The sequence below is a fragment of the Nonomuraea sp. NPDC050404 genome, from assembly GCF_040655495.1.
Lineage (GTDB): Bacteria > Actinomycetota > Actinomycetes > Streptosporangiales > Streptosporangiaceae > Nonomuraea.
On sequence record NZ_JBFAKB010000006.1, the window covers coordinates 478,602 to 501,597 of the forward strand.

Sequence of the window (22,996 nt, forward strand, 5' to 3'; positions counted from 1 at the left end):
AAGGATCACACTCTTCCACAGTGTCGCACTTTTCACAGGCCAAGCGAGCTCACGACCGCCCTTTCGTCCACGACGCGCAGCACGGGATCGCCGAGCAGCCTCCTGGCCAGCTCGTACGGCGCCACGACCACGGTGGCCCCGCGCTCCTGCGCCAGCACCCGGCAGCCGATCACGCTGGGCTCGTGGGCGACCACGACCTCGGCCCCCGACGTCATGGCCAGATCGATCACCCGTAGCCCGCGCAGCGGCTCGCTCACCGCGCTGAGCACGATGTCGTCCTTGCCGATCACCAGCCGGGTGGCGAGGTTGCGCAGGTCGGTGGTCAGCTCCGAGTTGTCGAACAGGCGCCGCCCGTCGAGCGAGAGCGCCGGCCCGGCCAGCGGCCCGAACTCCAGCGCGCCGTCGGTCATCAGCTCCGAGAACAGCCTCGCGCCGGGCGTGGGGCGGAAGGAGAAGACCTGGTCCACCTTCACCCCGGCCGGGTCGAAGTGGTCCTGGGCGATCATCATGCGGGCGGCGCCCGAGGCCGCGAGCACCGCGACCCCGCCGGCCCAGGCGACGGCGTGCACCGCCACGGGCAGGGTCGCGCCGAGGGGAACGTTGACCAGGACGTGGTCGCCATAACGCAGGCCCTTGGCGCGCAGGCCGGCCGCGGCTCGGGTGACCCGTCTGGCGAAGGCCGCGTAGGACAGCACCTCACCGGTCCTGACGTCGCTCACCGCCGGCTGATCGCCCTGAATCGGTGCCGCCGCCATAACCAGCTCTGTCCAGGTCATGCCGACAATCTAGGTTTCCGGCCGGAGCTTGCCATGCGCACAATTGTGCAATGCGCTATGTAGCCGCCCCCGGCGAGCCGCAGGTGGGGCCCTGACGTGGTTGCTCACAGCTACGGTGGCCGGTTCGTAACGGTGAGGATGCCCGCGTGTACCCTCGCCGCCATCTTGTCGCGCTCTTGCCATCTGAGGGGATCAACTAGACTTATGAGGTCGCGACTTCGCGCGGCCGCCCCCACGACACAGAGCGAGACGTCATCATGCCTTTGAACAGCCGCGACGACCTGCGGAACATCGCGATCATCGCGCACGTCGACCATGGCAAGACCACGCTCGTCGACGCCATGCTCTGGCAGTCCGGGGCATTCCGCGCCAACCAGGACGTCGACGACCGTGTGATGGACTCCAACGACCTTGAGCGCGAGAAGGGCATCACCATTCTCGCGAAGAACACCGCGGTCAAGCACGGCGGGATGACCCTCAACATCATCGACACCCCCGGCCACGCCGACTTCGGCGGCGAGGTCGAGCGCGGCCTGTCGATGGTCGACGGCGTGGTGCTGCTGGTGGACGCCTCCGAGGGGCCGCTGCCGCAGACCCGGTTCGTGTTGCGCAAGGCCTTCGCCGCCAAGATGCCGGTTATTTTGTGCATCAACAAGGTGGACCGCCCCGACGCCCGCATCAAGGAGGTCGTGGACGAGGTCTACGAGTTGTTCATGGACCTCGACGCCACCGAGGAGCAGATCGACTTCCCGATCGTCTACGCCTCCGCCAAGGCCGGCCGGGCCTCCATGGAGCGCCCCGCCGACGGCGGGATGCCCGACTCCGAGGACCTCGAGCCGCTGTTCGACATCATCAAGTCGACGATCCCGGCGCCCACCTACGACCCGAACGCGCCGCTGCAGGCCCACGTCACCAACCTCGACGCCTCCTCCTACCTGGGCCGGATCGCGCTGTGCCGGATCCACCAGGGCGTCCTGCGCAAGGGCCAGCAGGTGGCCTGGTGCCGTACCGACGGCTCGATCCAGCGCGTCAAGATCACCGAGCTGCTCATGACCGAGGCGCTGGAGCGCAAGCCGGCCGAGGAGGCCGGCCCCGGCGACATCATCGCCATCGCCGGCATCCCGGAGATCATGATCGGTGAGACGCTGGCCGACCCCGACGACCCGCGCCCGCTGCCGCTGATCACGGTGGACGAGCCGGCCATCTCGATGACCATCGGCACCAACACCTCGCCCCTGGTCGGCAAGGTGAAGGGCGGCAAGGTCACCGCGCGCATGGTCAAGGACCGCCTCGACAAGGAGCTGGTCGGCAACGTCTCGCTGCGCGTGCTGCAGACCGACCGGCCCGACGCCTGGGAGGTGCAGGGCCGTGGTGAGCTGGCGCTGGCCATCCTGGTGGAGCAGATGCGCCGCGAGGGCTACGAGCTGACCGTCGGCAAGCCGCAGGTGGTCACCAAGGACATCGACGGCAAGGTGCACGAGCCGGTCGAGCGGCTGACGGTCGACTGCCCCGAGGAGTACCTCGGCGCGGTCACCCAGCTCCTGGCCGTGCGCAAGGGCCGCATGGAGCACATGACCAACCACGGCACCGGCTGGATCCGGATGGAGTTCGTGGTGCCGGCGCGTGGGCTGATCGGCTTCCGTACCGAGTTCCTGACCGAGACGCGCGGCACCGGCCTGGTGCACCACGTGTTCGACTCCTACGAGCCGTGGTTCGGCGAGCTGCGCACCCGTAACAACGGTTCGCTGGTGGCCGACAGGTCGGGCCCGGTGACCGCGTTCGCCATGCTCAACCTGCAGGAGCGCGGCGCCCTGTTCGTCTCGCCGACCACCGAGGTCTACGAGGGCATGATCGTCGGTGAGAACTCCCGGTCCGACGACATGGACGTCAACATCACCAAGGAGAAGAAGCTCACCAACATGCGCTCCTCCACCAGCGAGGAGACGGAGAAGGTGATCCCGCCGCGCGCCATGTCGCTGGAGCAGGCCCTGGAGTTCATCCGCGAGGACGAGTGCGTGGAGATCACTCCGGACGCCGTGCGCATCCGCAAGGTGGTGCTGGACGCCGCCACCCGTGGCCGCGCCGCCGCCCGCGCCAAGCGAGGCTGACCGCAAGTCTCACATCACACATCCGGCCGCGCTTCGCTCGCTTTTTGCGAACAAAGCGCGGCTTTCGGGTAAGTACGGGCAGTAAGTGTCCGGCCTCGGCCACGTGCGATTGCAGAACTCTCCCGTGTCTCGCCGTAAAGAAAAGTTGTTATGGGAGCAGCTGTAATCACACCGTTACCCTTAGAGATAGAACAAACGCGTATGCCGGAGAATCATCCAAATTGTGGGAAAGCTCCGGATCGCAATCGCGTTCGGGCTGGCGCTGGTGTCGTTGGGGGCGATCGTTTGGTGCACCGTCGCAGCCAGGCCCGTGGCAGGACCCGCGCCGCCGAGAGGCATGGCGGCGCCCAACCCGTGGGTGGCCGCCGCCATCCGTGCCACCCTCGACATGCGCTATGCCCGCAGGGCCACCACCGAGATCATGGTCACCAGGGCGCGCACGGCCGACCTGGACTCGGTTCCTGAGGGACGGCTGGACCCTCGCCAGCGCCAGGTCAAGGTGACCATCGTGCACCGGCTCCAGCTCACCCGCGAGGACCCGCTCACCGAGGCGTTACGCCAGGGCAGCGGCTTCCCCGACACGATCCAGCAGGTCAACGACTCCGTCTTCGGCCCGATCAAGGTGGACGGCACCAGCCTGGAGCCCACCACGCGCCTCGCGCCGATCCTCACCTCCGACAGCAGGCAAGTCACCGCCCAGTTCACGGTCACGGTGTTGCGGCAGGTCCACATGGACGCGCTGCTGAAGCTGGGCTTCGGGCAGCCCACCTCCTTCCCCCTGATCGTGACCACGCGGGCGGTCACCGTGCTGCCCGGCGAGTGGACCGTGCTGCGCCTTGAGGGCTTCGAGCCGGAGCAGGAGCAGGAGGACCGGCTGGTGTTCACCGTCGGGGCCTACCCGGTGAGCATGACGCTGGCGCCGGACTCCTACGGGTTCGCCGACGTGGTGGTGGCCGACGACTTCTCGTGGGCCACCGCGCTCGGCGTGCTCACCGCGATCGCGCTGTTCGTCTTCCTGCTGCGCTCGCTGGGCCAGGGCTGGTGGGCGCGGCTGGCCAACAGGGAGTTGTTCATCGTCCTGATGCTGGCCGCGCCCACGCTGCTGATCCCGCTGTTCGCCGAGGACTGGTCGGCGGTGGCGTACGTGATCCTCTTCGTCGCCCTGCCCCTGCTCGCGCTGCGGCACGCCGGCCGGGTGCTGCCGACGAGCCCGCCTTGGAACAGCCGCGACCTGCTGATCGTGACCGGGGTCGGGCTGCTGATCGGGCTGGGCATGCTCAGCTGGTCGTGGCTGCACGGCCAGCTCTCCGGCCAGGCCCTGCTGGCGGGCGGGGCGGTGGCGGCCGTGGCGGCGGCGGGCTCGGCGGTCGCCTTCAGCGTGGACCTGGGCGTGCGGCCGGTGATCATCCGGCTGGTCGTGTTGTCGGCCGAGGCGGCGATCGGGCTGCTGGCGCTGGCCCTGTGGTTGCGGGCGCTGCTGGGCGGGGTGTACCCGCCCGACAGCATCCGGCTGGTGCTGGCGCTGAGCTGGGCGATGATCCCGATCGGCGCGATGGCCGTGGCGACCAAGCAGTGGAAGCGCCAGACCGTCGTGGGCGCCGTGCTCATCAGCCTGCTGGTGCAGGGCTGGCCGACCGAGTGGCTGGACTCGGGGTCGTGGAGCCTGGCGGTGTCGCAGCCGGAGCCGCAGATCGGCAGCCTCGTCCTCACTCCGATCGTCCGCGGCGTGCTGGGGCTGCTGCTGCTCGGTTTCGTGATGCTGGTGCTGCGACTGCGGCGGCTCGGCGGGCAGGTGTCGGCGATCGACAACCCGGTCGTGGAGTCCACCATGATCTGCGTGCTGATGGTGCTGTACATCACGCCGGGCGGCAGCACGACATTGGCCGACATCGACGTGCCGCTGCCCCTGCTGGCCATCACCTCGCTCGTGGCCTGGGGAACCGCCCGCTGGCTGCTCAGCGGCCCGCGCCCGGCGCTGCCCGAGCCGCTCAACCTGGAGGAACACCGGCAACTCGTCAGGGCCGCCCTGCACAAGCGGCTGCTGCTGGTCTCCGAGCAGGAGCTCTACCGGATCGGGCGGGGCAGGATCGGCGGCGGCGACATGACGATGTCCGAGTTCGACCAGCAGCGCAACGTCCTGGAGTCGGCGCTGAACCAGCACGGCAGGCACCCGGAGACCGCGTTCGCCACCTCCGCCGGCTGCACGCCCTGGCACAACGGCGTGCACGCCTTCACCGTCAGCCTGCTGCTGAGCCTGCCGTTCGCGCTGGTGTACGGCTGGCCGGAGGGAGTGGACCTGACCAGCTTCGTCTTCGACGGGCGCTACCTGATCACCGTGCCCGCATTCGGGTTCCTGTTCGGCTACTTCTACCCGCGCATCCGTGGCACCCAGCCGATGACCAAGGCCTTGCACCTGGCCGCCGCGGCCCTGATGACGGAGTTGTCGGGCTTCCTGTCCACGCTCGCCGAGCCGGACATCGGCGCCTTCGACAAGCTGGTGGTGATCGGCATCGTGGTGGGGCAGGTGATGATGGTGTGCATCGGGCTCGGGCTGTTCTGGGAGTGGCGGATGATGCACCTTGCGGGCGAGCCGTGGGCGCGCGTACGCAACCTGCGCAGCGTCCGCAGCCTGGCGGCGCCGACGCTGGCCCTGCTGCTGGCGGCCGGCACGACGGCGGCCTCTTCGGCGGCGGGACAGACGGTGGACCGCATCCTGAAGGGCGACCAGATCGTCACGATCACCACCCCACCACCCCGCTGAGCCACCAGGGCCGCCACCCCGGGGCCGCCGATCCACGCTGGCACCCCGGGCGGTCAGCGGCGGGGCAGTTCGCTGCCCCGTACGTGCGTGCACAGCCACTCCACCAGCGGCCCGAACGCCCGCCACGTGTGCTCGACCCGCTCGCGCACCTGCGCCGTGTGCACCCACTCCGCGGGCTCGAACCGCATCCCGGCGAACAACGACTTGTGCCGCAGCAGCTCGATCCGCGGATGCTCATCCCCGAACCCGCGCGGCCGGGTCTTGAGCCGCTCGCCGCGCAGTTCGTAGCCCTCGGCCGTCAGCGCGTCCGCGATCGACTCCAGCACCTTGCCGGACAGGTCCTCATCCACGGCCGCCCGGTAGCGGGCCACCTGGTCGGAGGCCGTGGAGTAGACGCCGCCCGCCGTGGACAGCCCCTCCGCGCTGATCTCCACGTAGAACCCGATCGCGGGCATGGCCTCCACGAACGCGCCCTGATGTGTCTTGTAGGGCGTCTTGTCCTTGGAGAAGCGCACGTCGCGGTAGGGCCGGAAGAGGTGCGCCCGCCCGAACTCCCCGGCCAGCTCCTCGGTGAGCGCGAGCATGGGCTCCCGCACGGCCTCCTCGTAGAGCCGCTTGTGCTGAGCGAAGTAGGTCTTGGAGTTGTCCGCCTCAAGACCCTCGTAGAAGAGGATCGCCTCGTCGGGAAAGCCGCTGAAACCCATGGCGACAAGACTGCCACGCGCCACCGACAACTCCGTCCGCCGGTGGTGAAGTGCGGATGACCGGTCATCGCTCGGTGTAGGTCCGGCCGGGGGACGGCGTCCTGCCGTACAGCTCCGACACGGTGACGAACGTGTAGCCCTTCCTGTCCAGCGAGTCGAGCAGCTTCGGCACGGCGTCCACCGTGCTGCGGTGGATGTCGTGCAGCAGCACGATCGAGCCGGGCTTGGCGTCGCCGGCCCGCTTGGCCACGGTCGCGGCGACCCGGTCGCGCCAGTCCAGGGTGTCCACGTTCCACAGGATCTGGGCCAGGCCCTCGCGCCGCGTCTCGGCCTCGACCTGGTCGTCGGTAGACCCGTACGGCGGCCGCATCACCCGCATCCGCACCCCGGTCAGCTTCCGCACGATGTCGTCGGTGTATTTGAGCTCCCGTTTGAGCGCTTCCTGCGACAACCCGGCCAGCGCCGGATGGCTCCACGAGTGGTTGCCGATCTCGTGGCCGTCGTCCACGATGCGCCGGACGGTGCGCCCTTCCTTGTCGGCCGCCACCATCTGCCCGATGACGAAGAACGTGGCCCTGACGTCGCGGCTGCTGAGCAGGTCGAGCAGCCGCCCGGTGTGCTCCCCCGGGCCGTCGTCGAAGGTCAGCGCCACGCATTTGAGCTTCGCGCAGTCGAACTTACGGCTGCGCGGCCAGCCCGACTGCATCGACACCAGCCGCTTGGCGAGCACGACGGGATCGACGGCGACCGGACTGGACGGCATGAAAGGCACCTCGGCCTGGTGCTGGCGGCGTGGCACCGATTGGGTGACGCAGCTCACCATAGCGACAAGGGCCAGCGGCAAAGCCCACCCGCGCATGATTCCCCCCGAAACGCCGCACGCGGGGGCTTACGGATAATCCTGGACCGGTGCCCCCCGCAGCTCCCTGGCCAGGTCGTCCCACCAGAGTGGGATATCCGCCTGCAATTCCTTGTAGCGGCGCGCCACGCGCATGGCACATCCGACCGGATCCGTACCCAGATGCCGACGTTTAACCGGCCCTTCCTGCCAACGGTAAAATCCATCCCTATAGCGGACGACCAGTCCTATCCACACCGAGATGGTCTCGTCGTCGCCCACCTCGTACGCGCTGGTGACGCCCAGACCATGCAGCTCCGAATGGAGCTTCTCCGTCGCCGCTCGGGCCTCACTCACACGCCACCCCCTGCCGACGTTTCGCAAGCCGTGCGGAGCGGGCGCGACCCGCTCACCGCATACAAGGGATGTACCCAACAACGGGCATCAGCCGTCCAAGACATGGAGTAATCATGAAACTCCGCCGGGTTACATGGGGGGCGTTCGCGGTAATTGGTCACGCGGGCGCGGCAGGATTTTGGGGCTGCGGTGGCGCGTGTGAGTCGTGGGGCTCGCGCGGTTCGGCGACGACCATCATGAATCTGAGCTGCCCTTCGCCCCGGTTCGCGTAGACATGGGGCCGGTCCGCGGTGAAGAGCACGGCGTCGTCCTTGCCGATCACGTAACTCTTGCCGTACACGGTCAGCGTCAGCTCGCCCTCCAGCACCGTGAGCATCTCGCGGGTGCCGGGCGGATGGGCGTCGCCGTCGTGGTGCTCGCCGGGCGCCAGCCGCCAGTCCCACAGTTCCAGGATCATCGGCACGTCCGCGCCCACCAGCAGCCGCGCCTCGGTGTCGCCCTGGCGGAAGGTGACCACGTCCGACTTGTCCACCACCCGCACCATCGGCACGTCGGCCACCTCGACCAGCCTGGCCACGGTGACGCCGAGCGCGGAGGCGATCCGGGTCAGGGTGGACACGCTGGGGTTCGTCCTGCCCTGCTCGACCTGGACCAGCATGCCCCTGCTCACCCCGGACCTGGCGGCCAGCGCGTCGAGGGTCAGCCCGCGGTGCGCGCGCTGGGCGCGGACGTTGTTCGCGATGGCCTGCGTGATCAGCTCCGCATCTTCCATGAGAGTGCAGTCTAGTGAAAAGGATTTGCAGTGGGTTGTACTCTTTGTGTTGCACTAACAGTGCAACAGAGTGAACTGGAGGAGCCCTGCGATGTCGGTGATCCTGGCCACGGCCTGCGCGCTCGTCTACGGCACGGCGGACTTCTTCGGCGGCCTGGCCACCCGACGCTCGCAGGTGTTGTCGGTCGTCGTGCTCTCACAGATCGCCGGCCTGGCACTGATCCTCGGCCTCATGTCGCTGCTGCCGGGCGCGTACAGCGACGCGGCCCTGTCCTGGGGGCTCGCCGCGGGCCTGTCGGGGGCGGCCGGGATGGTGCTGTTCTACCGGTCGCTGGCCACCGGCGTCATGTCGGTGGTGGCGCCGACGACCGCCGTCACCTCGGCCGCGCTGCCGGTGGCGTTCGGGCTGGTGAGCGGCGAACGACCGCACGTCTGGGCGCTGATCGGGGTGGCGCTGGCGCTCGGCTCCGTGCTGCTGATCAGCCAGGACAGGTCGGGCGGCGGGCGCTCATCGGCGGCGTCGGTGCTGACCGCGCTGGCCGCGGGGGCCGGCTTCGGCGGCTTCTTCATCCTGCTGTCCATGGCGCCGCACGAGGCGGGCCTGTGGCCGCTGGTCGGCGCCCGGCTGTCGTCGGTGTCCATGGTGGCCCTGGTGGCCCTGCTCACGCGGCGTACGCTGCGGCCGGGACCGGGCTCGCTGCACATCATCGTGGCGGCCGGGGTGCTCGACATGGGGGCCAACGTGCTCTACTTGCTGGCCCAGCAGGACGGCCTGCTCAGCCTGGTCGCCGTGCTGGTCTCGCTCTATCCGGCCAGCACGCTGCTGCTGGCCAGGAAGGTGCTGGGAGAACGGCTGCGGGCCGTCCAGGTGGCCGGCGTGGGATGCGCGCTCGCGGCAGTGGCTCTCATAGCCGTTGCGCAGCACCTCTAGCGCTTGCTACGTTTCGCCCGTGCGCCCTGGTGGGTCGTTGAAGCACGTCGCGGTGCCGTACGACTCTGATGAGTCCTTCCTGGATCTGGCCGTGCCGCGGGTGCGCTCCGCGCTGGACGAGGGCAGGCGCGTGCTGGTGATCACCTGCCGCCCCAAGCTGAACCTGCTGGCCGATCGCCTGGGCCGCGACGCCGGGCGGATCGACAGCCGTGCCTCGTCCTCCTGGTACGACCATCCGTACCGCACGCTGGCCGCCTACCACGAGTACACCAGGGGCCGCCGCACCCTCGTGATCGGCGAACCCGTCTGGCGGGACCGGAGCCTGCGCGAGATCAGGGAGCTCATCCGCTACGAGTCCGTGGTCAACGCCGCGCTGCACGCGACGGCCGTGATCATGTTATGCCTGTACGACCTGCGCGACGTGCCCAAGGACGTGCTCGACTTCGGCCCGATCAACCATCCCATGTTGCTCGGCGCGGACGGCGAGGTGACCAGCACCCAGTTCGTCCAGCCGCACGAGCTGGTGCTGAACGGCGACCGCCAGCCGCTGCCGCCGCCGGGCGGCGACGCCGAGACCATCCGGTTCACCGGCAGGGAGCTGAAGCGGCTGCGGCAGGGCGTCGGCGACTACGCCAGGGCGCGCGGCATGGACCGCAACCTCATCACCTCGCTGGTGATCAGCGTGTCCGAGATCGCGGCCAACAGCGTCGAGCACGGCGCCGGGCACGGCACGATCACGATGTGGGTGGCCGACGGGGAGCTGGTCTGCGAGGTCGCCGACCCCGGCGGCGCCCTGCACGACCCCTTACCCGGCTACATACCACCAGAGCCCGAATCCCCACGGGGATACGGGCTCTGGATCAGCAGGCAGTTGTGCGATCTGGTCGAGTTACGCGCGGAAGACGGACTCCTTCGAGTCCGTCTTCATCTCAAGATGGGGTCGTCCTAGGAGGTCAGGCGGCACGCTGGGCCGGCAGTCGCACGGCGCCCTCTTCGCGCACGTACTCCTCCAGCATCCCCCGGAGCTGGCGGCGGCCACGGTGCAGCCGCGACATCACGGTCCCGATGGGCGTGCCCATGCGGTCGGCGATCTCCTTGTACGCGAACCCCTCGACGTCGGCCAGGTAGACGGCCACGCGGAAGTCCTCGGGCAGGGAGCGCAGAGCGTTCATCACGACGTTGTCGGGCAGCCGGTCGAGCGCCTCGGTCTCGGCCGAACGCAGCCCGGTCGAGCTGTGCGACTCGGCGGCGTGCAGCTGCCAGTCCTCGATGTCCTCGGCGGCGGACAACTTCGGCGACCGCTGCTTCTTGCGATAGTCGTTGATGAAGTTGTTGGTCAGGATCCGGTGCAGCCACGCCTTGAGGTTGGTGCCCTCGCGGAACTGGTGGTAGGACGTGTACGCCTTGGCCACCGTCTCCTGCACCAGGTCCTCCGCGTCCGCGGTGTTACGGGTCAGGCGCATGGCGGAGGCGAAAAGCTGCGAGGTCACGGGCACGACATCGCGCTCGAACCAGTCCTGACGCTGCTCATCGGTCATAGTGATCAATTTTCATTCCCCCTTGCGCTATCCCCCGTTCGGCACAAGCCGCCTGACAGCATTTCCATCCTCGCAAGCCCCGCCTAAGGGGCGCGTTAGGAGGTTTCGCCTTGGTCAGAAGGGGTTGATCGTCCATCTGCTCGCGGCGTGCGTGGTCACGTCCACGGCCGGACAAGTCTCATTATCATAACACTAACCATCCAATTTTGTAGGAATAGTGGCCAGAGTCACATGGGATAGCGTATGAGGATGAGTTTCGTGGACCGGCACCACCTGGGCACACGCCGCTGGGTAGCTGAGGCCATACGCAAGGTCGAGGCCGATGCCAACCGTAGTTGCGACACACATCTGCACGTCTTTCCGCTGCCCTCGCATTGGGGGGTAAACCTCTACTTGAAAGACGAGTCAGTACACCCCACTGGTTCACTGAAACACCGTCTGGCCCGCTCGCTCTTCCTGTACGGCCTGGCCAACGGCTGGATCGGCCCGGCCACGACCTGCGTGGAGGCGTCGAGCGGCTCCACCGCCGTCAGCGAGGCGTACTTCGCCCGCCTGCTCGGCCTGCCGTTCATCGCCGTCATGCCCGCGTCCACGTCGCCGGAGAAGATCCACCTCATCGAGTTCTACGGGGGGAAATGCCATCTGGTCGACGATCCCACCCAGATCTATGACGAATCTCACCGGCTGGCCGACGAGACCGGCGGCCACTTCATGGACCAGTTCACCTACGCGGAACGGGCCACCGACTGGCGCGGCAACAACAACATCGCCGAGTCCATCTTCTCCCAGATGTCCCTGGAGCCCCACCCGGAACCGGCCTGGATCGTGGTGGGCGCCGGCACCGGCGGCACCTCCGCCACCATCGGCCGCTACATCCGCTACCGCCGCCACCCCACCCGCCTGGCCGTCGTGGACCCGGAGGGCTCGGCCTTCTACCCGAGCTGGACCTCCGGCGACACCTCGCTCACCGCTCCGGGCTCGCGCATCGAGGGCATCGGACGGCCCCGCGTGGAGCCGTCGTTCCAGCCCACGGTCATCGACCGCATGATCGCCGTGCCCGACGCCCGCTCGATCGCGGCCATGCACTGGACGCGCGAGGTGACCGGCCTGGACGTCGGGGGCTCGACGGGCACGAACCTGGCCGCCTGCGTGGACCTCATCGGCGAGATGCGCGACGAGGGCGTGCGGGGCAGCATCGTGACCCTGGTGTGCGACAGCGGCGACCGGTACAAGGGCACCTACGGCAACCCGGGCTGGCTGGCCGGCCAGGGCCTGGACATCGAGCCTCATCTGGACGGCCTGCGCGGCTTCATGACGGCCTGACCCGGATCGACGCCTTCATGACGGCCTGACCCGCCTTGGCGGGATCAACGGCTTCATGACGGCCTGACCCGCCTCGGCGGGATCAACGGCTTCATGACGGCCTGACCCGCCTCGGCGGGATCAACGGCTTCACGACGACCTAACCGGCTTTGGCGGGATCGACGCCGAACAGTTCGGCCACGTCGTCCAGGATCGCGTGCGCCCCCTGGATGCCCACCGCGCTCATCCACGTCAGGTCGTCCACCTCGTGCTTGTCGCCCTTGAGCCGGCCCCACAGCGGGTTGCCGACGAACTTCTCCTTCGGCCCGGCGCTGGCCGGGTCCGGGTAGGTCGAGACGAAGATGTGGTCGGCGTCCAGGTCCGCGATGCGTTCCTGGCTCACGTCCACCGCGATCGCGTCCTGCGCGACCGGCTGCTTCTCCGGGCGCGGGAACCCGACGTCCTTCATGACCACTCCGGAGTAGGACGCCTCCACGTACAGCCGGGTCGTGGGCTCACCGGCGAAGCGCACGATGGAGATCGTCGGCAGTTCGCCGTCCTTCTCCTTGATCGACGCGCCGATTTTGCCCGCCCGCTCCTCGAACGCCTTGAGAGTGGCGTCCGCGAGGTCCTCCTTGCCCAGGGCCTGGCCCATGAGGCGCACGTTCTCCTTCCAGATGGCCCCGGTGGTCTCGCTGAACACGGTCGGCGCGATCTTGGAGAGCTTGTCGTACAACGCCTCGTGCCGCACCTTCGCCGACACGATCAGGTCGGGCTTGAGCGCGATGATCTTCTCCAGGCTCGGCTGCTCCAGCGTGCCGACCGGGGTCGCCTCCTTGCCGTACCGCTCGGCGACCGTTCCGAGGTATGCGGGCAGCTTGTCGTCGATCGACCGGTACATCGTGTAGCCCACCACCGGCGTCTCCAGCGTCAGCACCGCGTCCACGAAGCTCTGGTCGAGCGCGACCACCCGCTTCGGCTGCGCGGGGATGACCGTCTCGCCCATCGCGTGCTTCACGGTCCTGAACGGGGCCGCGCCCGTGGACGGCGGCGCACCGCCCGTCGTCCCGGCCGAGCCGCAGGCGGCCAGTCCGGCCATGAGGACAACGCCGGCCAGCAACCGCAACGGTCTCATCGGACCCCTTCCAAAGGTAAGGCTAACCTAAACGCAGTCTAAGCTGACATACTGCACAGGATCGAGCAACGGCGAGGAGGACATGGGTGAGCGCAACCGCCGTCGCCCCCCGCCTCACCCGTCTCCGCGCCCGCCGCCTCACCGTGCTGCTCGCGCTGCTCGCCTGCGTGGCGCTCGCCGTGATCCTGAGCATCACGATCGGCTCAAAATCCGTGCCGATCGCCGACGCCTGGCACGCGCTGACGGCCCCCACCGGCACCGAGAACGACATCATCATCCGCTCACTGCGCGTCCCCAGGACCGCCCTGGGCATCCTGGCCGGAATCGCGCTCGGCGTGGCCGGCGCGCTCATGCAGGGCCACACCCGCAACCCGCTCGCCGACCCCGGCCTGCTCGGCGTCACGCAGGGCGCCGCCTTCGCGATGGTGGCCTCGATCATCCTGCTCGGCGCCTCCAGCCTGCTCGTCTACATCTGGTACGGCCTGGCGGGCGCGCTGGTCGCCAGCGTGGCGGTGTTCGCGCTCGGCATGGCCGGCGGCAGAGGCGGCCCAACCCCGGTCACCCTCGCCCTGGCGGGAACCGCCGTCAGCGCCCTGCTGTACGCGCTCACCTCGGCCATCGTCCTGCTGGACGAGCAGGCGATGGACGTCTTCAGGTTCTGGCAGGCCGGCTCGATCGCGGCCAGGGGCGCGGACGTGGTGTGGCAGGTGCTGCCGTTCATCGTCGCCGGGCTCGTGCTCGCGCTGGTGAACGCCCCGGGGCTGAACGCGCTCTCCCTCGGCGAGGACGTGGCCAGGAGCCTCGGCCAGAACATCCCCATGACCAGGGCCGTCGGCGTCACCGCCGTCACGCTGCTGTCCGGCGCGTCGGTCGCCGCCTGCGGGTCGCTGGCGTTCGTCGGGCTCATCGTGCCGCACCTGGCCCGCCCACTGTCGGGCACCGACCACCGGTGGCTGGTGCCGTACTCGGGGCTGATCGGCGCGGCGCTGCTGCTGACCGCCGACGTCATCGGCCGCCTGGTCGCCCCGCCGGGTGAGCTGGAGGTGGGCGTCGTGATCGCGCTGCTCGGCGCGCCGTTCTTCGTCGCCCTCGTCCGCCGCAGAAAGCCCGTGCGCCTGTGATGACCACCCTGTCCCTGCGCGTGGGCGCCCTGTCCTGGCGGGTACGGCCGCGCGGCGTCGCCGTCACCGTGGCGGGACTCGTGCTGCTCACCCTGCTCATGGCCCTGAACATGCGCATCGGCGACATCGAGATGACGCTGGCCGAGGTGATCGCGGGCACCTTCGACGCGAGCAGCCCCGCGCACTTCGTCATCATGGAGCTGCGCCTGCCCCGCGCCCTCACCGGCGCCCTGGTCGGCGCCGCACTCGCGCTGTCCGGCGCGATCATCCAGTCGATCGCCCGCAACCCGCTGGCCAGCCCCGAGATCCTCGGCGTCACCACCGGCGCCTCCGTCACCGTGGTCGCCGGCGTCGTGGCCGGCGGCAGCGTGTACGGCGGCGCCAGCGGCCTGCTGTCCACCCTCGGCATCCCCGCCCTGGCCCTGCTCGGCGGCCTGATCGGCGCGGCCGTCGTGTACGGCCTGGCCTGGCGGCGCGGCCTGGACGGCTACCGCCTGGTGCTGGTCGGCATCGGCGTGGCCGCCGTGTTCACCAACGTCAAGTTCTGGCTGCTGACCATCGGCGACGTCAACGACACCAGCCGCGCCATGGTCTGGATCAGCGGCTCGCTCAACGCCAGGGGCTGGGAGCACGTGACGCCCACGGCGCTGGCCCTGGCCGTACTGGTGCCGCTGACCCTGCTCGGCACCCGCTCGCTCGACGCCCTGCGCTTCGGCGACGACACGGTCACCGCGCTCGGCGTGCGCATGAACACCGCCCGCGCGCTGCTGATCCTGGCCGCCGTGCTGCTCGCCGCCGTGGCCACCGCCTCGGCCGGCCCGATCGCGTTCGTGGCCCTGGTCTCGCCGCAGATCGCGCTCCGGCTCGACCGCTCGGGCCGGCCTCCGCTGCTGTGCTCGGCGGTCATCGGCGGCGTGCTCACCACGGCGAGCGACCTGATCGCCAGGACCGCGTTCTCCCCCATCGAACTGCCCGTCGGCATCGTCACGGCCGTGCTGGGCGCCCCGTACCTGATCCACCTGATCTGGAGGTCGCGAAAGTGAGACTGCAGGCCGCCGGAGTCAAGCTCGGGTACGGCGAGCGCGTCGTCGTGGACGGGCTCGACCTCGGCATCGAGGCGGGCACCGTGACCACCATCATCGGCCCGAACGGCTGCGGCAAGTCCACGCTGCTGCGCGCGCTCGGCCGGCTGCTCAGACCGCAGGGCGGCGAGGTGCTGCTGGACGGCAAGCGCATCGACAAGATCCCCACCCGCGAGGTGGCCAAGATCCTCGGCGTGCTGCCCCAGTCGCCCAGCGCCCCCGAGGGCCTGACGGTGGCCGACCTGGTGGCCAGGGGACGGCATCCGCACCAGACGTGGTACCGGCAGTGGTCCTCCGACGACGAGGGCGCGGTCGCGGCGGCCCTCGACCTGACGGGCCTGGCCGACCTGGCGGAACGGCCGCTCGACGAGTTGTCCGGCGGGCAGCGGCAGCGGGCGTGGATCTCCATGGCGCTGGCCCAGGGCACCGACCTGCTGCTGCTCGACGAGCCGACCACGTTCCTGGACCTGGCCCATCAGGTGGAGGTGCTGGAGCTCGTACGGCACCTGCACCAGGAGGCCGGCCGCACGGTCGTCATGGTCCTGCACGACCTCAACCTGGCCGCCCGCTACGCCGACCGGCTGGTGGCCATGCGCTCGGGGCGGGTGATCGCCTCGGGCGCCCCGCAGGAGGTGCTGACCGAGGAGCTGCTGCGCGAGGTGTTCGAGCTGGACGCCAGGGTCATCGCCGACCCGGTGGCCGGAACGCCGCTGGTCGTCCCGATCGGCCCGCTCATCCGCCGCTGAGCTCTTATTCGCCCAGGATCGCGTCCACGAACACCTCGGGGTCGAACGGCGCCAGATCGTCGGGCCCCTCACCGAGCCCCACCAGCTTGACCGGAACGCCCAGTTCCCGCTGCACGGAGATGACGATGCCGCCCTTCGCGGTGCCGTCGAGCTTGGTCAGCGCGATGCCGGTGATGTTGACCACCTCGGCGAACACCTGGGCCTGGCGCATGCCGTTCTGACCCGTCGTGGCGTCGAGGACCAGCAGCACCTCATCGACCGTGGCCTTCTTCTCGATGACCCGCTTGACCTTGCCCAGCTCGTCCATGAGGCCGGTCTTGGTGTGCAGGCGGCCCGCCGTGTCGACGATGACGGTGTCGACCTTCTCCGCCATGCCCTTGGCCACCGCGTCGAAGGCCACGGAGGCCGGGTCGCCGCCCTCGGGGCCGCGTACCGTGTCGGCGCCCACCCGATCGCCCCAGGTCTGGAGCTGGTCGGCGGCGGCGGCGCGGAAGGTGTCGGCCGCGCCGAGCACCACCTTCTTGCCGTCGCCGATCAGGGAGCGGGCGAGCTTGCCCGTGGTGGTGGTCTTGCCGGTGCCGTTGACGCCCACGACGAGCAGCACCGCGGGCCGCTCACCGTGCTTCTGGACGTGCAGCGTACGGTCGAGGTCGGGGTTGACCTGGGCCAGGAGCTGCTCCCTGAGCAGGCCGCGCACCTCCTCCTGGGTGCGGCTGCCCAGCACCTTGACCTTGGTGCGCAACTCCTCGACCATCGCCTGGGTCGGCGCGACGCCCACGTCGGCCGTGATCAGGCTCTCCTCGATCTCGTCCCACACCTCGTCGTCGAGGCGGTCGCGCGACAGCAGTTCGAGCAGCCCGCGCCCGAACGCGCTCTGCGAGCGGGCCAGCCGCGAGCGCAGCCGCACCATCCGGCCCGCGGACGGCGGCGGAACCTCGACCTCGGGCTCGACGACCATCGGCTCGGCGGGCTTGGCCGCCGGCGGCGGAAGCGTGGTGGTGCCGCCCTCGGCCTCCTCACCGGCGCCCGCCGGCGGCTTCTCCTTCTCCTCGGGAAGCACTTGGGCCTGCGGCGGCTCGACAGGAGGCGCCTTGCGCCCCGGCCTGAACAGCAGGAAGAGACCGCCGGCCGCCAGCAGGGCGACGACGGCCACGATCACGATGACGCCGAGGTAACCATCCACAAGATGTCAGTTTTCCAGATCGACCACCATGGTCACGCCCAAGACCACACCGATCAGGCGGACTCTCGCTCCCGCAGCCGCTGGCTGACCACCTGCGTCACGCCGTCGCCGCGCATCGAAACGCCGTAGAGGGCGTCGGCTATCTCCATCGTGCGCTTGTTGTGGGTGATGACGATGAGCTGTGAGCTCTGTCGAAGTTCCTCGAACAACATCAGCAGCCGCTGCGTGTTGGTGTCGTCGAGCGCCGCCTCGACCTCGTCCATCACGTAGAACGGCGACGGCCGCGCCTTGAAGATCGAGATCAGGAACGCCACCGCCGTCAGCGACCGCTCCCCGCCCGACAGCAGCGACAGCCGCTTGACCTTCTTGCCCGGCGGCCTGGCCTCGACCTCGATCCCGGTGGTCAGCATGTCGGACGGCTCGGTGAGCACCAGCCGCCCGTCGCCGCCGGGGAAGACCCGGCCGAAGATCTGCTCGAACTCCCTGGCCACGTCCTCGTACGCCGAGGCGAACATCTGCTCAACCCGGTCATCGACCTCCTTGACCACGGTCATCAGATCGCGCCTGGTCTTCTTGAGGTCTTCGAGCTGGGAGTTGAGGAAGGTGTGCCGCTCCTCCAGGGCCGCGAACTCCTCCAGCGCCAGCGGGTTGACCTTGCCGAGCTGGTTCATCTGGCGCTCGGCCGCCTTGGCGCGCTTCTCCTGCTCCTCGCGTACGTACGGGACCGGCGGCTCGCCCGGCACCTGGGCCTCGGGGCCGTACTCGCTGATCAGCGCCTCGGACTCGACGCCGAACTCCTCCAGCGCCCGCTGCTCCATCTGCTCCAGCCGCAGCCGCTGCTCGGTGCGGGCCACCTCGTTGCCGTGCACCCGGTTGACCAGCTTGTCCAGCTCGTGGCCGAGTTCGCGCACCCGCACGCGGACCTGCTTGAGCTCGGCGTCCACCGCCACCCTGGCCAGGTCCGCCTCGTCCCGCTCCCTGGAGGCGAGCCGGATGGACTCCGCCAGCGCCGTGAGCACCTGCTTGGCGCCCTTGCTGACCGCCTCGGCCACGGCCGCCTGCCGCCTGCGCCTGGCGCGCTGCGCCGCCGCCTGTGCGCGCTCATCGCGCTCGCGCCTGGCGGCCCGCAGCAGGCCGTCGGCGCGGCCCTCGATGCCCTTGGCGCGCTCCTCGGCGGTGCGCACCTGCAGCCTGGTCTCCATCTCGCGCTGCCTGGCGCTCTCGCAGGCGCTCGCCAGCTCGTCGCGCTGGTCGGTGGTGGGCTCGGACTCCAGCTCCTGGGCGTACTCGGCCTCGGCCAGCCGGATCTCCAGCTCGGCCAGCTCCTCCAGCCCTTCCGTACGGGCCTCCTCCGCCCTGGCCACCCTGCCCGCCAGGCGCTCGGCCTCGTCGCGGGCCGCGTCGGCGGCGGCCTCCAGCTGGGCCAGCCGCTTGGCGGCGGCCGCGTTGCGCTGGTCGGCCTCCCGCTGGCGGCCCCTGACCTGGTCGAGCGCGCCCTGGGCGGCGCTCACGCCCGCCTGGGCGGTGGTGACGGCGGTCTGGGCCTCGCTGACGTGGGCCTGGGCGGCCTCAAGGGCGCTCTGGGCCTGCTGTTCCGCCTCGATCGCCTCGTCCAGGGCCTCTGTGCTCTGCTCGGCCCTGGCCTCGGCCTCCTCCAGGTCCCTGACGGCCTCGTCCAGCGCCGCCCTGACCTGGAGCACGGACGTACCGCCCTCAGACCCTCCGGCGGCCAGGTGGGCGGTGACCAGGTCTCCTGCCCTGCTCACCGCCTTCAGCTCGGGGTGGCGCTCGACGATCGCGCGGGCGGCCTCCAGGTCTTCGGCGAGGACGACACCTGCCAGCACGTGGTCCAGGGCGGGGCGCAGGTGGTCGGGCACCGTCACCAGGTCGGCCACCCACCGGCCACCGCCGGGAGCCGCCGCACGGGGGCGCCGGGCCCCGCCGTACACCTCCTCGCCGTCGCGGCGCTCAGGGAGCGTGGAGCCCGCATCGGAGCTCGCGCCGCCACCCGGGGCCGCGTCGCCGGGGCGTTCGGGGTCGGTGCCGGCTGGGAGGGCCACCAGGAGGGTGGCCTGGCCCGCGCCGCGGGTGCGCAGAAGCTCCAGGGCCTCCACCGCCGTGTCCAGGGTCTTCACCGTGATGGCCTCGGCCACGGGACCGAGCACGGCCGCGACCGCCAGTTCGGCCCCCGGCGTGACCTGCATCGAGGCGGCCAGCGGGCCCAGGACCCCGCCCAGGTCGGCCTCCAGGAGGGCAGTGCCGCCGTCGCCCTTGGCCAGGCCCAGTTCCAGGGCGTCGCGGCGGGCGGCCAGGGCGGCCACCGAGCGCTGTGCCTCCTGGTCGGCGGTGCGGGCGGTGCTCACGCCCGACTTGGCGGCCTGCAGCGCGGCGCGCGGCGCGTCGAGGGCGGACTTGGCCTCCTCCGCGGCGGCCCGCGTCTCGTCGGCGACCGCCCTGGCCTCCTCGACCACGGCCTGCGCGGTCGCGAGCTCCTCGACGAGCGCCGGATCGACGGCGGGCTCCTCCAGGCGCTGGGTCTCCAGGTCCTCCCTGGCCTGCCGCTCGCGCTCGCCCGCGTCATCGACGGCGTGCTTGAGCCGCCCGATCTCCTCCTCGGCGGCGCGTGCCCTGCTGCGTACGGAATCCACCTGGCCGCGCAGCTTGGCCAGCCCTTCGCGCCGGTCGGCGGCGGCCCTGGCGGCCATCGCGAGCCGCTGCTCCTCCGCGCTCAGCCCGGCCTCGGCCTCGGAGCGCCGCTCGACGGCCTCCTCCAGCAACTCCTGCGCCTGTTCGAGCTCGGCCTTGAGAATCAGCTCCCGCTCGCGCACCTCGGCCGCCTCGCGTTCGAGGTCCTCGGGGTCGCGGCCGCGGCGTTCGATGGCGGCGGCGTCGAGCGCGTGCCGGTGGCGTTCTGCGGCGAGTTGCTCCAGGCCGGTGATGCGCTCGCGCAGGGAGGAGAGCCTGAAGTACGTCTCCTGCGCCGCCGCCAGCCGGGGCTGCGTCTCGGCCTCGGCGGCCTCCAGGGCGCTCTCGCGCTGCTGGCCATCGGAAAGTTCGCTCTCCACCTGCTGCCGCCTGGCCGTGATCGCGGCCTCGTCGGCGGCGTCGCGCTCCAGCGTGACGCGCAGGATGCACACGTCGTCGGCCAGCAGCCGGAGCCTGGCATCACGCAGGTCGGCCTGGATGACGGCGGCCCTGCGGGCGATCTCCGCCTGGCGGCCCAGCGGTTTGAGCTGGCGGCGCAGCTCGGTGGCGAGGTCCTGGACGCGGGTGAGGTTGGCCTGCATCGCGTCGAGCTTGCGCAGCGCCTTCTCTTTGCGCTTGCGGTGCTTGAGCACGCCCGCGGCCTCTTCGATGAACGCCCGCCGGTCCTCGGGCCCCGCGTGCAGCACGGCGTCGAGCTGGCCCTGGCCGACGATCACGTGCATCTCGCGGCCGATGCCCGAGTCGGACAACAACTCCTGGATGTCGAGCAGGCGGCAGGTGTCGCCGTTGATCGCGTACTCGCTCTGCCCCGACCTGAACATCAGCCGGCTGATCGTGACCTCGGTGTAGTCGATCGGCAGCGCGCCATCGGTGTTGTCGATGGTCAGCGTCACCTCGGCGCGGCCGAGCGGCGGCCGGGAGGAGGTGCCGGCGAAGATGACGTCCTCCATCTTGCCGCCGCGCAGCGACTTGGCGCTGTGCTCGCCCATGACCCAGGCCAGGGCGTCGACGACGTTGGACTTGCCGGAGCCGTTGGGACCGACCACGCAGGTAATGCCCGGTTCGAAGCGCAGTGCCGTCGCGGAGGCGAAGGACTTGAAGCCGCGCAGGGTGAGGGTCTTCAGATACAAGCGCGGCCCCCTTCTCCCTGAACGGACTTCGGAAAAGCCTACTGGTCCTTGGTGCCCCACACGGGCATTCACATTCCGGGCCGCGTTTGACCAGGGCTTTGTTTGTCTCAGGGCATATAACTACCGGGGAAATAACAAGGGACGCCTCTTCGAGACGTCCCTGGAATCTTGCGCTCCGATCACTCTCAGGTGAGTGCCGGCTCGCGCTCCTGCACGCGGCTTAGCGCCTCGTCGCGGGTTTGCGCTGCAAGAGCGTCATTCGTGGCCTGAAGTCGGATGAGTTCTGCCTCAAGATCCCGGATACGCTGCTGCAGGCGGCGCATTTCCGAGACCATTCGAGGGTCAGGACCGCCGACGTGGCCGAGTAGAGCCTTCGCCATGGTAAAGGGTCCTCCACGCTGAGTGACCAGACTGGTTCGCGCACTTCTATTCCGCGGGAGGGGTGCGCGTGGTACCTAACAAGAGTCGCACCGGCAGTGTGGGCGGTCAAGTCGAACGAACCGCTGCGCCCTACTGATGGGCACTCCCGACATACAACTATACCCTATTTGGGCGGTTTGACGAAACGGGCTACCTCTCCACGAACCCGAGCAAACTACCTCGGGGTTCACTCCACCGTTCCACTACTCCAACCACTCTGCCCGGCGTGTCGCAACCTCTGAGCAGCGCCAGCAACTTCTCGCATGACTCGCGCGGCCCCTCCGCCACCACCTCGACGCGGGCGTCTTCCGTGTTGCGTGCCCAGCCTACGAGACCGAGTTCCAGCGCTCGCGCCCGGGTCCACCAGCGGAAGCCCACGCCCTGCACCCGGCCACGCACCCAGGCCGTCAACCGGATGTTCTCGCTGCCGTCCGGCATCTCATCTCCTCATGCCACCAGCGTCTCCACCGCTGCTGCCTCCATTGCCGCCTCCATCGCCACGGACTGCTGGACCGCCGCCTCGTCGAACGCCCTGATGGCGGCCGTCTCCCTGGTCCGCACCCAGGCCAGACCCAGGATCGAGGCGGGCAGCCCGGTGACGGGCACGAAGGCGACGTCGGGCCGTACGAGCTGGAGCGCCGTGGGTGCGCAGAACAACATTCCGCCCCGGTCGAGCGCCACCTGGGTCAGCCCCTCCTGCGTGGTGGCCACCCTACCGGCCAGGGGAATCGGACGTCCGGAAGGCGTCACGGAGGGTGCTATCCGCTCGTGCCACGACAGCGGCGCCGGCCCCTCCAGCCCGATCAGCGGAACCGAGACCAGTTCCTCCACGCCGATGCCCGGCCGTCCCGCCATCGGGTGCCGTACGGAGAGGCCGAGCAGATGGGAGACATGGTTCAGGCCCGCGCCGGTGGCCAGGTCCGGCTCCTGCGCCGGGAGCAGCGTGAAGGCGATGTCCACCCGCCCCGAGCGCAGCTTGCTGTAAGGGTCGGAGAGGGGGATCTCCACCAGTTCGACCACGCAGCCGGGGTTGCGGCGCTCGAAGGCCCGTACGCTGCCCGTGACGACCTCTGTCGGCGTGGCCAGGAACCCGACCCTGATCACCCCCGTGACCTCGCGCGCCGCCGCCTTGGCGCTGATCACGGCGTCGGTCAGGCCGTCGTAGGCGGGTCGCAGGCCGGCCAGGAAGTGCTCGCCCAGCGGCGTGAGCCGTACGCGCCTGCTCGTCCGGTCGAACAGCCGGCCGCCGATCCTGGTCTCCAGGGAACGCATGAGCTGGCTCACCCGTCCCGGCGAGAGGTAGAGGCGCTCTGCCGTACGCGCGAAGTGCAACTCCTCGCTGAGCACGATGAAGCACTCCAGCTCCCTGAACTCCATGCACGCCTC

General features: G+C 69.9%; 20 protein-coding genes. 8 read left to right on the forward strand and 12 right to left on the reverse strand.

Features of this window, described 5'->3' with window-relative positions:
- Nucleotides 1-32 precede the first annotated feature (32 nt).
- The gene (locus tag AB0I81_RS19510; protein ID WP_360658375.1) at nt 33-776 is read right to left on the reverse strand and encodes an AMP-binding protein; all 744 of its coding nucleotides are present in this window, start codon (nt 774-776) and stop codon (nt 33-35) included.
- Between the two features lie 257 nt (nt 777-1,033).
- Between AB0I81_RS19510 and typA the strand changes: the two genes are divergently transcribed.
- Nucleotides 1,034-2,884: a translational GTPase TypA gene (gene typA / locus AB0I81_RS19515; protein WP_360658377.1), complete on the forward strand. Its 1,851-nt coding sequence runs from the start codon at nt 1,034-1,036 to the stop codon at nt 2,882-2,884.
- A gap of 223 nt (nt 2,885-3,107) precedes the next feature.
- A complete protein-coding gene (locus AB0I81_RS19520) occupies nt 3,108-5,645 on the forward strand; it encodes a hypothetical protein (protein ID WP_360658379.1) in 2,538 nt (845 codons plus the stop codon).
- 53 nt (nt 5,646-5,698) lie between these two features.
- Here the strand turns inward: AB0I81_RS19520 and AB0I81_RS19525 are convergent, their stop codons facing one another.
- The 4 genes from AB0I81_RS19525 to AB0I81_RS19540 all read right to left on the reverse strand — a co-directional run bounded on the left by AB0I81_RS19525 (nt 5,699) and on the right by AB0I81_RS19540 (nt 8,316).
- Complete coding sequence (locus AB0I81_RS19525) at nt 5,699-6,349, reverse strand: DUF2461 domain-containing protein (protein ID WP_360658381.1); 651 nt, start codon at nt 6,347-6,349, stop codon at nt 5,699-5,701.
- Between the two features lie 64 nt (nt 6,350-6,413).
- The gene (locus tag AB0I81_RS19530; protein WP_360658383.1) at nt 6,414-7,112 is read right to left on the reverse strand and encodes a polysaccharide deacetylase family protein; all 699 of its coding nucleotides are present in this window, start codon (nt 7,110-7,112) and stop codon (nt 6,414-6,416) included.
- A gap of 126 nt (nt 7,113-7,238) precedes the next feature.
- Nucleotides 7,239-7,544 (reverse strand): hypothetical protein, encoded by a 306-nt coding sequence (locus AB0I81_RS19535; protein ID WP_360658385.1) that lies wholly within the window; start codon nt 7,542-7,544, stop codon nt 7,239-7,241.
- A 157-nt stretch (nt 7,545-7,701) separates the two neighbouring features.
- Nucleotides 7,702-8,316, reverse strand: coding sequence for an XRE family transcriptional regulator (locus AB0I81_RS19540; RefSeq protein WP_360658387.1), 615 nt, complete (start codon nt 8,314-8,316; stop codon nt 7,702-7,704).
- A 91-nt stretch (nt 8,317-8,407) separates the two neighbouring features.
- Here AB0I81_RS19540 and AB0I81_RS19545 point away from each other — a divergent pair, with 91 nt between their 5' ends.
- Nucleotides 8,408-9,247, forward strand: coding sequence for a DMT family transporter (locus tag AB0I81_RS19545; RefSeq protein WP_360658388.1), 840 nt, complete (start codon nt 8,408-8,410; stop codon nt 9,245-9,247).
- Nucleotides 9,248-9,284: 37 nt separating this feature from the next.
- Entirely contained in the window at nt 9,285-10,196 is a 912-nt protein-coding gene (locus tag AB0I81_RS19550) for a sensor histidine kinase (RefSeq protein WP_360658389.1), read from the forward strand.
- Between the two features lie 4 nt (nt 10,197-10,200).
- On the opposite strand, the gene AB0I81_RS19555 is transcribed toward AB0I81_RS19550, so the two are convergent.
- Nucleotides 10,201-10,785 carry a sigma-70 family RNA polymerase sigma factor gene (locus tag AB0I81_RS19555; RefSeq protein ID WP_360658391.1) on the reverse strand — a complete coding sequence of 195 codons (585 nt, stop codon included), beginning with the start codon at nt 10,783-10,785 and terminating at the stop codon, nt 10,201-10,203.
- 249 nt (nt 10,786-11,034) lie between these two features.
- Here AB0I81_RS19555 and AB0I81_RS19560 point away from each other — a divergent pair, with 249 nt between their 5' ends.
- On the forward strand, nt 11,035-12,108 hold the full coding sequence (locus AB0I81_RS19560) for a PLP-dependent cysteine synthase family protein (RefSeq protein ID WP_360658393.1): 1,074 nt from the start codon (nt 11,035-11,037) through the stop codon (nt 12,106-12,108).
- Between the two features lie 139 nt (nt 12,109-12,247).
- On the opposite strand, the gene AB0I81_RS19565 is transcribed toward AB0I81_RS19560, so the two are convergent.
- On the reverse strand, nt 12,248-13,222 hold the full coding sequence (locus AB0I81_RS19565) for an iron-siderophore ABC transporter substrate-binding protein (RefSeq protein ID WP_360658395.1): 975 nt from the start codon (nt 13,220-13,222) through the stop codon (nt 12,248-12,250).
- An 86-nt stretch (nt 13,223-13,308) separates the two neighbouring features.
- Between AB0I81_RS19565 and AB0I81_RS19570 the strand changes: the two genes are divergently transcribed.
- Genes AB0I81_RS19570 through AB0I81_RS19580 form a run of 3 tightly spaced genes read left to right on the forward strand, consistent with a single transcriptional unit; the run spans nt 13,309 to nt 16,171 of the window.
- Nucleotides 13,309-14,343, forward strand: a complete 1,035-nt coding sequence (locus AB0I81_RS19570; RefSeq protein ID WP_360658397.1) for an iron ABC transporter permease — start codon at nt 13,309-13,311, stop codon at nt 14,341-14,343.
- Entirely contained in the window at nt 14,343-15,386 is a 1,044-nt protein-coding gene (locus AB0I81_RS19575) for an iron chelate uptake ABC transporter family permease subunit (protein WP_360658619.1), read from the forward strand. Before AB0I81_RS19570 ends, AB0I81_RS19575 begins: the two co-directional genes overlap by 1 nt.
- Nucleotides 15,383-16,171 carry an ABC transporter ATP-binding protein gene (locus tag AB0I81_RS19580; protein WP_360658399.1) on the forward strand — a complete coding sequence of 263 codons (789 nt, stop codon included), beginning with the start codon at nt 15,383-15,385 and terminating at the stop codon, nt 16,169-16,171. The genes AB0I81_RS19575 and AB0I81_RS19580 overlap by 4 nt, the downstream gene beginning before the upstream one ends.
- 4 nt (nt 16,172-16,175) lie before the next feature.
- Here AB0I81_RS19580 and ftsY read toward each other — a convergent pair whose 3' ends face one another.
- The 5 genes from ftsY to AB0I81_RS19605 all read right to left on the reverse strand — a co-directional run bounded on the left by ftsY (nt 16,176) and on the right by AB0I81_RS19605 (nt 22,987).
- Nucleotides 16,176-17,354 carry a signal recognition particle-docking protein FtsY gene (ftsY, locus tag AB0I81_RS19585; RefSeq protein ID WP_360658401.1) on the reverse strand — a complete coding sequence of 393 codons (1,179 nt, stop codon included), beginning with the start codon at nt 17,352-17,354 and terminating at the stop codon, nt 16,176-16,178.
- A gap of 53 nt (nt 17,355-17,407) precedes the next feature.
- Complete coding sequence (locus tag AB0I81_RS19590; RefSeq protein ID WP_360658403.1) at nt 17,408-21,190, reverse strand: AAA family ATPase; 3,783 nt, start codon at nt 21,188-21,190, stop codon at nt 17,408-17,410.
- A gap of 185 nt (nt 21,191-21,375) precedes the next feature.
- Nucleotides 21,376-21,570, reverse strand: a complete 195-nt coding sequence (locus tag AB0I81_RS19595; RefSeq protein ID WP_043618321.1) for a hypothetical protein — start codon at nt 21,568-21,570, stop codon at nt 21,376-21,378.
- A gap of 190 nt (nt 21,571-21,760) precedes the next feature.
- The gene (locus AB0I81_RS19600) at nt 21,761-22,048 is read right to left on the reverse strand and encodes an acylphosphatase (RefSeq protein WP_360658405.1); all 288 of its coding nucleotides are present in this window, start codon (nt 22,046-22,048) and stop codon (nt 21,761-21,763) included.
- Nucleotides 22,049-22,057: 9 nt separating this feature from the next.
- The gene (locus tag AB0I81_RS19605; RefSeq protein WP_360658407.1) at nt 22,058-22,987 is read right to left on the reverse strand and encodes a LysR family transcriptional regulator; all 930 of its coding nucleotides are present in this window, start codon (nt 22,985-22,987) and stop codon (nt 22,058-22,060) included.
- Nucleotides 22,988-22,996: the final 9 nt, after the last annotated feature.

What these genes read in the sequence shown, in the direction of transcription:
- AB0I81_RS19560 (WP_360658393.1), top strand. Translation starts at nt 11,035, where the DNA reads ATGAGTTTCGTGGACCGGCACCACCTGGGCACACGCCGCTGGGTAGCT.
- AB0I81_RS19600 (WP_360658405.1), bottom strand. Translation starts at nt 22,048, where the DNA reads ATGCCGGACGGCAGCGAGAACATCCGGTTGACGGCCTGGGTGCGTGGC.
- AB0I81_RS19540 (WP_360658387.1), bottom strand. Translation starts at nt 8,316, where the DNA reads ATGGAAGATGCGGAGCTGATCACGCAGGCCATCGCGAACAACGTCCGC.
- AB0I81_RS19510 (WP_360658375.1), bottom strand. Translation starts at nt 776, where the DNA reads ATGACCTGGACAGAGCTGGTTATGGCGGCGGCACCGATTCAGGGCGAT.
- AB0I81_RS19545 (WP_360658388.1), top strand. Translation starts at nt 8,408, where the DNA reads ATGTCGGTGATCCTGGCCACGGCCTGCGCGCTCGTCTACGGCACGGCG.
- AB0I81_RS19555 (WP_360658391.1), bottom strand. Translation starts at nt 10,785, where the DNA reads ATGACCGATGAGCAGCGTCAGGACTGGTTCGAGCGCGATGTCGTGCCC.
- AB0I81_RS19595 (WP_043618321.1), bottom strand. Translation starts at nt 21,570, where the DNA reads ATGGCGAAGGCTCTACTCGGCCACGTCGGCGGTCCTGACCCTCGAATG.
- typA (WP_360658377.1), top strand. Translation starts at nt 1,034, where the DNA reads ATGCCTTTGAACAGCCGCGACGACCTGCGGAACATCGCGATCATCGCG.
- AB0I81_RS19605 (WP_360658407.1), bottom strand. Translation starts at nt 22,987, where the DNA reads ATGGAGTTCAGGGAGCTGGAGTGCTTCATCGTGCTCAGCGAGGAGTTG.
- AB0I81_RS19575 (WP_360658619.1), top strand. Translation starts at nt 14,343, where the DNA reads ATGACCACCCTGTCCCTGCGCGTGGGCGCCCTGTCCTGGCGGGTACGG.
- AB0I81_RS19525 (WP_360658381.1), bottom strand. Translation starts at nt 6,349, where the DNA reads ATGGGTTTCAGCGGCTTTCCCGACGAGGCGATCCTCTTCTACGAGGGT.
- AB0I81_RS19565 (WP_360658395.1), bottom strand. Translation starts at nt 13,222, where the DNA reads ATGAGACCGTTGCGGTTGCTGGCCGGCGTTGTCCTCATGGCCGGACTG.
- AB0I81_RS19530 (WP_360658383.1), bottom strand. Translation starts at nt 7,112, where the DNA reads ATGCCGTCCAGTCCGGTCGCCGTCGATCCCGTCGTGCTCGCCAAGCGG.